This window comes from Mesorhizobium sp. M2C.T.Ca.TU.002.02.1.1 (genome assembly GCF_003997225.1).
This window is the reverse complement of sequence record NZ_RZTO01001513.1, coordinates 1-476: the sequence shown is the minus strand read 5'-3', so window position 1 is coordinate 476 and position 476 is coordinate 1. Positions and strand designations below refer to the sequence as shown.

Annotated in this window: 1 pseudogene; it reads left to right on the top strand. The window is 68.7% G+C overall.

Annotated features, from left to right (window positions below):
* Positions 1 to 476: pseudogene (locus EOD07_RS37035) on the top strand (ribonuclease E/G); the annotation flags it as partial.

Here is a 476-nt window from a genome sequence, read left to right as displayed (position 1 = left end):
CTATGTGCTCAACCACAAGCGCGCCAACCTGGTCGAGCTCGAAGCCCGTTTCGGCCTGACCATCACGATCGAGGCCGACGAAACGCTCGGCACCCAGCATTACGCGATCTTCCGCGGCGCCGTTGCCGAGAAGCCGGAAGGCTTTGTCGAGGTGCGCAGCCTCCCAGCCTATGTCGAGCCGGAAGAGCCCGAGGACGAGATCGTCGTCGAGGAAGAGGAAGAAGAGGTTTCGGAGCAGGCCGAACAGCCGCGCCACCCGCAGCAGCAGGGCCAGCATCAGCAGCGCTCCGAGGACGGCGAAGGCCGCAGGCGCCGCAAGCGCCGGCGGCGGCGCGGCGGCAGGGACCGCGACCGTGAGCACACCGGCGATGCCACGGCCGCGCCGGCGGAGGCTGATGAAGCTGACGCCAATGCAACGGGTGCAACGGAAGAAGCCGCTCAGGACGTGACCGCCGACGGCGAAGCCGTGGCGGCAG